Origin of the sequence: Parabacteroides sp. AF21-43 (assembly GCF_003635435.1) — a bacterium.
In the GTDB taxonomy this organism is placed as follows: domain Bacteria; phylum Bacteroidota; class Bacteroidia; order Bacteroidales; family Tannerellaceae; genus Parabacteroides; species Parabacteroides distasonis.
Map to the genome: position 1 here is coordinate 100,183 of NZ_QTMG01000017.1, position 7,631 is coordinate 107,813.

General features: G+C 36.6%; 7 protein-coding genes and 1 pseudogene. 7 read left to right on the forward strand and 1 reads right to left on the reverse strand.

The genetic code is table 11. The features are described from left to right. Positions 1-2: 2 nt before the first annotated feature. The 7 genes from DWX84_RS13005 to DWX84_RS13035 all read left to right on the forward strand — a co-directional run bounded on the left by DWX84_RS13005 (position 3) and on the right by DWX84_RS13035 (position 7,420). Positions 3-1,010: a glycosyltransferase family 2 protein gene (locus DWX84_RS13005; protein ID WP_057326654.1), complete on the forward strand. Its 1,008-nt coding sequence runs from the start codon at positions 3-5 to the stop codon at positions 1,008-1,010. Between the two features lie 13 nt (positions 1,011-1,023). After that, positions 1,024-1,716 carry a pseudaminic acid cytidylyltransferase gene (pseF, locus tag DWX84_RS13010; RefSeq protein WP_009276749.1) on the forward strand — a complete coding sequence of 231 codons (693 nt, stop codon included), beginning with the start codon at positions 1,024-1,026 and terminating at the stop codon, positions 1,714-1,716. A gap of 1 nt (position 1,717) precedes the next feature. Beyond that, positions 1,718-3,178 (forward strand): bifunctional UDP-2,4-diacetamido-2,4,6-trideoxy-beta-L-altropyranose hydrolase/GNAT family N-acetyltransferase, encoded by a 1,461-nt coding sequence (locus tag DWX84_RS13015; protein WP_121960860.1) that lies wholly within the window; start codon positions 1,718-1,720, stop codon positions 3,176-3,178. Continuing rightward, positions 3,168-4,229, forward strand: coding sequence for a pseudaminic acid synthase (pseI, locus tag DWX84_RS13020; protein WP_305036251.1), 1,062 nt, complete (start codon positions 3,168-3,170; stop codon positions 4,227-4,229). Before DWX84_RS13015 ends, pseI begins: the two co-directional genes overlap by 11 nt. Positions 4,230-4,251: 22 nt before the next feature. Continuing rightward, positions 4,252-5,307, forward strand: a complete 1,056-nt coding sequence (locus DWX84_RS13025; protein WP_005868120.1) for a sialidase family protein — start codon at positions 4,252-4,254, stop codon at positions 5,305-5,307. Between the two features lies 1 nt (position 5,308). After that, positions 5,309-5,776: an acyltransferase family protein gene (locus DWX84_RS21860; protein ID WP_233573938.1), complete on the forward strand. Its 468-nt coding sequence runs from the start codon at positions 5,309-5,311 to the stop codon at positions 5,774-5,776. 480 nt (positions 5,777-6,256) lie between these two features. Further along, positions 6,257-7,420: an SGNH/GDSL hydrolase family protein gene (locus DWX84_RS13035; protein WP_057326655.1), complete on the forward strand. Its 1,164-nt coding sequence runs from the start codon at positions 6,257-6,259 to the stop codon at positions 7,418-7,420. Here the strand turns inward: DWX84_RS13035 and DWX84_RS21865 are convergent. Then, positions 7,390-7,631: pseudogene (locus DWX84_RS21865) on the reverse strand (hypothetical protein); the annotation flags it as partial. The gene DWX84_RS13035 and the pseudogene DWX84_RS21865 sit on opposite strands and share 31 nt — an antisense overlap.

A 7,631-nucleotide genomic window follows, 5' to 3' on the forward strand; every position in this document is an offset into this window, starting at 1 on the left:
AGATGAACCAAAAAAATCCTGCGGTAAGTATTGTTATCCCAGTATTTAACGTGGAAAAATACATTGGGAAATGTTTGGATTCATTGATATCCCAAACATTGCATAACATTGAGATTATCTGTGTGAATGATTGTTCTACTGATAAATCATTAGATATACTTCGGGATTATGAGGCAAAGGATAATCGTATTGTTGTTATTGATTTACCTCGGAATATAAAACAAGGGGGAGCCCGTAATGCCGGGATAAAAAAAGCGAGGGCTCCTTTCCTTGGTTTTGTTGATAGTGACGATTGGGTTTCTCTTGATATGTATGAAAATCTCTATACATTAGCGGTTACGCATGATGCGGAAATGGTTTGTGGTGACTATTTTCAGTATTATAGTGAACAAGATATTCGTTTACGGATTAACTGTAAGCCTGAATGGTTTTCATTGCCTGAACATGAGAGAAATAAGCGTTTTATTGAAGGTGAATGTCGGATTTGGACTAATATAATCAAAAAAGAAGTCTTTATCAGAAATAAAATAGAATTTCCTGAGGAGTTATTCTATGAAGATAATGCGATTGTAACTGCTCTATATTTGAGCGCGAGAAAGATCGTGAAGGATACCCATCCTTATTATTATTATCGTTGTAATAATATTTCTACGACTCGGAGTATTAATAACTATCGCTTTTTTGACCGTTTGAAGACTTCTAAAATGTTTTTGGATAATATGCGTAGATTAGGTATCTATGAGATATATCCGGAAGAAGTAGAGTTTCGATTTACTGAGCTTTTTTATGTAAACTCAATTCTAGGTGCCATATCACAGTTTGATCCTCCTGAGAAAAAGTATGTGAATCAAATCAAGCGGGAGATGGAAGAGATATTTCCTTGTTTCATGAAGAATAGTTATTACAAGACAAAAGTTCCATTGAAACTTCGTATATTGCTTCGTGCTATTTATTTTCAGACTGATTTGGGCATAAGCTTGTATCAGATTTTGGTTAAATTAAGATCATAAAAATAACGAAAAAATGAAATGTTTGGCAATAATACCAGCACGAGGAGGTAGTAAACGGATTCCTCATAAAAATATAAAACCTTTTTTGGGCAGACCGATAATAGCATATTCAATAGAGGCCGCTCTTGGTACCGGACTGTTTGAGGAGGTGATGGTTTCGACGGATGATGTGGAAATCGCCGAGATAGCCCGTCAAGAAGGGGCTTCTGTCCCTTTTCTGCGTTCTACGGAAAATGCTAATGACTATGCTACATTGGCGGATGTATTGGTCGAGGTTGTCAATGCCTATAAAGGGAGAGGGTATGAGTTTGACTTGATCTGTTGTTTGCTTCCAACAGCCCCATTGATTTCTTCCGAGGATGTTCGTTCTGCTTATGATCAGTTAGTTATGTCTACCTTTGATTCTATCTGTCCGGTGGTCGCTTTCTCATATCCGATACTGCGTTCTTTATCGATAGATGAAAAAGGAAATTTAAACATGAATTGGCCAGAGTATAGATTTAGCCGGAGTCAAGATTTGCGCCCCGCCTATCATGATAGTGGTACGTTTTATTGGATAAAGACCTCTTCTCTATTAAAAGATAAAAAATTGCTAAGTGAGAATGGCACGGCGATTGTTCTGGATGAGTTTCGTGTACAAGATATTGATACGGATACAGATTGGGCTTTAGCGGAGATGAAATATAAACTACTTCATATGAGTTGATATGAGAGTTCTGATTTTAACTGAGGGATATTCGCACACAGGCTATGGGCATATTTCCCGTTGTACGGCTATTGCCCAAGTATTTCGGGAGAGAAACGCAAATGTAACCTTTATTGTGAATGGGGATGAGAGTGTAAAAAATTTAGTACAATCTTATCCTCTGTTTGTCTTTAATTGGTTGGAGAACACGGAACGTTTGCTTGAGTATCTATCTCAAGATGACATAATAGTTATTGATTCCTATTTGGCAGGAAAAGGACTTTATACCGAAATAAGACAGCGGGTAAAGGTTGCTGCTTATTTAGATGATTTTAATCGTTTGGAATATCCGGAGGGAATCATCATAAATGGGACAGTCGGTGCGGAATTGATTCCCTATAAACGGAATCTTGGACAACGTTATTTGTTAGGAAAGGATTATGTGATTTTACGTGAGGTATTTAAAAACTTATGTGGTCATAGAGAAATCCGGGAGAAAATAAAGACTGTCCTAATTACTTTCGGAGGTAGTGATCCTTTAAATCTAACGCCAAAAATTTTGGAGAAGTTGACGAATTGCTATGCTAATTTGAGGAAAATCGTTATCTTAGGGCCAGTATTTTCTCATAAGGCAGAAATAGAGAGGATGGCGGATGATAATACGGTTATATACCGTAATGTAGAGGCTGAAGTGATGAGAGATTTGATGTTAGCTGCGGATCTTGCGATCTCTGCGGCTGGACAGACGATAAACGAATTGGCGATAACAGGTCTGCCATCCGTTATCTTTAAGGTGGCTGAAAACCAAGGTAACAATATTGCGGGGTGGAAGAATATTGGCTTTGTCGATGAATTTATTGATGCCACAAAAGATTGGCATATAGATGATCTGGATAAGATTATATTAAAATTTGAGAACTCCGAATATCGGCGGGAGATTTTTTGTCGGGGGATAAGTCAAATCGATGGAAAAGGGGCTCATCGGATTATGAAAGCTGTAACCCGGATGTTTTATGAGATGAATATGGATATGAGATTGGCTAAAGAAGAAGACTTACTACCTCTGTTCGAGCTTACGAATGATCGGATGGTACGGCAAAATTCTTTTTCGACCCATGCTATATCATTGGATGAACATAGAAATTGGTTTTATGCGACCTTAAAGAATAGAGCGAGAAGACTATTTGTCTTTTACGAGAAAGAGAAATTAATTGGACAAGTCCGTTTCGATATTGAGGAAAATAACAGTGCGGTGATTAGTATAAGTATTGGAGCTAACTACAGAGGATTTGGACTTGCTCCTTGCTTATTGGAAAAGGCTTTGAGACATTTCCATGACCGTGAAAGGCAAATAAGTAAGATTTACGCATATGTGAAAACCGAGAATATGGCTTCAAGATATGCGTTTATTCGTGCTGGTTTTAAGGATTGTGTTAGTGATAATAAACATGCGTTGAAGTATTGTTATGTGTATGGAAACTAATTTATTCGAATATTTTGGTCTTGATCGGGAAGATTCCGATCGGGTATTTATTATAGCGGAAATGTCTGCGAATCATAATCATGATTTCAACATCGCCGTAGAGACCGTGAAAGCAGCCAAGGCTGCTGGTGCGGATGCCATCAAATTGCAAACCTATACGGCGGATACTCTTACATTAGATTGTGATAATGCTTATTTTCAAATAAAGCAAGATACTTTATGGGATGGAACCACATTGTATAAATTATATCAGAACGCCTTTACTCCTTGGAAATGGCAACCTGAATTAAAACGTATTGCGGAAGAGGAAGGTCTGATTTGTTTCTCATCTCCATTTGACAAAACATCTGTGGATTTCTTGGAGGCTATGGATGTTCCGGCATATAAGATCGCTAGCTTTGAGATTACGGATATTCCTTTGATCGAGTATGTGGCCTCAAAGATGAAACCAGTCATAATATCAACGGGAATAGCTACTTATGAGGATATTGAGGGGGCGATAGCCGCTTGCAAAAGAGTCGGTAATGATCAGATTGCCTTATTGAAATGTACATCTTCTTATCCGGCTCCTGTGGCGCTTGCGAACTTAAGGACGATTCCCGATATGAGAGAGCGTTTCAAACTTCCTGTAGGACTTTCAGATCATACGATGTCTAGTTCGGTGGCGATAGCCTCGGTTGCGTTGGGTGCTCGAATTCTCGAGAAGCATTTTATTTTGGATCGGGGTATTGGAGGACCGGATGCGGCCTTTTCTATGAATAAGGAGGAGTTCTCCGAAATGGTTCGATGTGTAAGAGAAGTCGAGATGGCATTGGGAAAGCCAACCTATGAGTTGACTGAAAAGGTGAGGAATAACAGGAAATTTGCCCGTTCCTTATTTGTCGCTCAAGATATGTATGCTGGTGATACAGTAACAGAAGAAAATGTTCGTTCTGTTAGACCCTCTGATGGTCTATCGCCTAAGTATTTACCGGATATATTGGGCAAAAAGGTGAAATGTGATATAAAAAAAGGAGAACCTTTCAAGCGGGAGTATTTATCAGATGATTAACTAAAGTTAAAATATATGCTTTATGAAACACCATCTACTTTTATTTATTATGGTATTTTTATTTCCTTTTATGGCTTGTGGTGATGATGAGCTAAAGGAAATATATAACCCGAATTTGCTTCGCAGTACGTCTATTGACGATAGTAGCCTACATTTGGCTTTTCCTGCCATTGCGGGGAATAAGGATCGAAGTAAGATTATCGTGGTTTATAGAGAAGGTTCGAGCCACGTTAGTTTTGATAGTAAGTTAATACAGATGGAGAGTTTCGATAAAGGAAAAACATGGGTTAACAGGAAGGTTATATTTGCTCCAGTTAAAGGGCATGACGTGAGGGATCCTCAGCTTTTAGTATTACCTAATAACGGTATACTTTGCCGTTTCTTTGAAAGAGAATCGGAGACGGAATCCATTGTGAAAAGCATTTGTTCGGAGAATTGGGGTATTTTCTATGGATCGCCTGTTTTATTTCCTTTTCCAAAAGACGAGACATTTGCGGCAGCCCGTGGGAATATGGTTATAATAGATGATGTAATTTATGCGGTATGTTATAATCGATGGGCTGTTACATGGTTGGAAAAATCGGAAGACTTTGGGAGGAGTTGGGAGGTTGTATCTTGGTTAGATGAGCGTCTGTGGACAAATCAAATAGAATGTGGACGTATTAATGAGGCCTCGCTGGGGTATTATGATGGGAAAATGTACGTCGTGGGTCGTCAACAGTCAGAGAATGGAGACAATCGTCTTGAGATTGGAGTTAGTGAGGATTTAGGGGTGACTTGGACATGGAGTTTTTTACCGATAGAAGGGCATGCTCCTTCTTTAACTCCTTATAAGGATGCTTTTATACTAACTTACCGGAATGTTAAGGACTCCAATCGTGGTAAATATAGTTTTGATACGGTACTTCTTAAAGATGGGAAGTTGGCTAGTAATCCTGCTAGTCTTTTTGAAAGCGATAATTTTGATGTTGGCTACGGAGATGTTCTTACTTTACCAAATAGTTTCTTGGTTTGCTGTTATCAACCGGGCTCTATCCGTTGTTATGAACTGAAATATGATGTTTTCAATTATAGATGATATGGATAGGAGAGAAAGGGATTATTCGATTGATTTTGTGAAGGGAGTTGCCATTCTCTTTGTGATATTGTTGCACAATATGCCAAATGAATCTATTTACTCAATTGCTTACATTGGGCAGGCTGTTCCTTTATTTTTATTGGTGTCATCTTATTTGACTTATGGTGGTTTTCAGCGAAAAGGTTTCAACGGTTATTTCTCTGCTAGGAATGTGAAGAAGATGTTAGATCGTGTTTCTCTCCCATTCTTTCTCTTAATTTTTTCTCAATGTGCAATCTTTTATCTTCTTAAAGGTGGAGTAGATTGGCAGCGGCTTTATATGCAAGGTGGCTTTGGTCCAGGATCCTATTATCCATGGATCTATTTACAGTGTTGGCTGATATTACCTTTTGTTATTTTTCTGGTTAATTGTCTTTCTTTTAGGAGGTCTTTTGTGTTATTTGTTGGGATTTGTGCTTTGGGTGTATAGACTTCTTTTTTATCGATATTTATTTCTTTTGTATTTAGGCTGTGTTATTTTGAAGTTTAAAATAAAGTTGAACGTTTGGGTTTGTGGATTAGCTCTTATAGCCTTGTTCTTGGCTATTTTAGAGATATATACTTCTGTAGATTTGATGCCATATCTTACGAACCAATGGAAAGGATATCATTGGGTTGATTATTTTTATACTTTATTTGTGTTTTTCTTGCTGGTGAAACTATATAATTATATAATGAAGTCACGACTATCTGTTTTCTTTGTAAAATTGGGTAATTACTCATATGAAGTGTTTCTTTTCCAGATGTTGGTGTTTAGTTTGATTAGTGAGAAAAGATTTTTCTTTATCGAGAATGAGGTGTTTAGAAACATAGTATATGTGTTGACAACTATTGTGTTTTCTATTGTTCCTGTACTTGTTTATAAGGAGTACATAAAGAAATTGTATGTTAGATGATCAAATTGTAGAAAATGAAAATAATTATTAAAATGATGTGCTTATTCTTCTTGTTGGCATGTACTAAAGATGAAATGAATACATTTGAAGGAGCGATTCCTTTTTATAAGGAAGGTATATCCAATTTAAGATCGGATATATTAGATAAAAAGGATGGTGTTCAAAATAGTCTGTTTACTTTTATCTCAAACGTTTATACGGATGAACTATCCCAAGAAGTAATTATTCGTATATTATCAGATGATATAGATTTATCGGTAGGAAAAGATTTAGGATTTATGAATATTTATAAGGAACGAGTGGATATTTATAAATCCAATAAGGATTATCAAGCTGCCTTAAATGAGTCTCTTCCTTTGTCCTTTACACTTAATAAGGATATGTTATATTCGATAGGTTTTGATAAAAGGGAAGATAGTGTTTCTTTTTTTATAAGGGAGATAGAGGCTGACAAAAACGTACTAAAGGAATTTAAGCGGACTTATTCTGCGCAAAAGGATCCTTATCAACTTTTGATGTGGGGGAAACCTTTCTTTGCGGTGAGGCGTGGTGAAGTAAAGCTCTTAGATTCATGGATAACAGCTCCTTTTCATAACCCTGTATTGAGTATTTTTGGAGACTCTTTTGTAGAGGGGACAATGTTACTTATTAATGGTATAGATCGAAAATATCGTTGGAGTTCGATGCTTACTTCTGTATTGGGAAAAGAACGATGTTTGATAGATGGTAAAGGAGGAGAGATGATGTCTGATGAATTTATTAATCGATTTAAGATAGAAAATTCTTGGTATAAAACTAAGTACGTTATTTTAGCCTTAGGTACAAATAATTACCTTGATGTTGAGAAATATAAGAAATATATGTTACAAGCTATATCTATTTTAAGAAATAATGGACAAATCCCGGTTTTACTCACAGTCACTCCTCGTAAGGATCGTGACTATGAGCCTGTTAAACTAATAAATGACTGGATTAAAAGTATGAATATTAAATATATAGATATGCATGAGGCTGTGACAAAAGAAAATGATCCAACCCAATGGAGAGATGGTTATTTATTTTATGACGGTATACATCCAACTCCGAATGGATATAAAGCAATGTATGAGCAAGTCTTGAAGGATTTACCAGAAATCTTTAAAGAAGATCATTTAAGTATGTCATACCAAAATTCATAACTCCTTATTATATTGGGGATATAACAACTTACTAAAAAAGAGCCATTCATGGTTAGTACATCTGCATATCCTATGTCCATGTCCATATTACTATATAAAGTAACAGGGGTAGAAGCTATTTGGCCATTTTTCCAAAAAGCGAGATCTAAAGAATAGCCAGAAGCTGTAACATTTGCTTTATTCTTTTTGACATGATACAGATTTACTTCAC

What these genes read in the sequence shown, in the direction of transcription:
- DWX84_RS13005 (WP_057326654.1), top strand. Translation starts at nt 3, where the DNA reads ATGAACCAAAAAAATCCTGCGGTAAGTATTGTTATCCCAGTATTTAAC.
- pseF (WP_009276749.1), top strand. Translation starts at nt 1,024, where the DNA reads ATGAAATGTTTGGCAATAATACCAGCACGAGGAGGTAGTAAACGGATT.
- DWX84_RS13015 (WP_121960860.1), top strand. Translation starts at nt 1,718, where the DNA reads ATGAGAGTTCTGATTTTAACTGAGGGATATTCGCACACAGGCTATGGG.
- pseI (WP_305036251.1), top strand. Translation starts at nt 3,168, where the DNA reads ATGGAAACTAATTTATTCGAATATTTTGGTCTTGATCGGGAAGATTCC.
- DWX84_RS13025 (WP_005868120.1), top strand. Translation starts at nt 4,252, where the DNA reads ATGAAACACCATCTACTTTTATTTATTATGGTATTTTTATTTCCTTTT.
- DWX84_RS21860 (WP_233573938.1), top strand. Translation starts at nt 5,309, where the DNA reads ATGGATAGGAGAGAAAGGGATTATTCGATTGATTTTGTGAAGGGAGTT.
- DWX84_RS13035 (WP_057326655.1), top strand. Translation starts at nt 6,257, where the DNA reads ATGAAAATAATTATTAAAATGATGTGCTTATTCTTCTTGTTGGCATGT.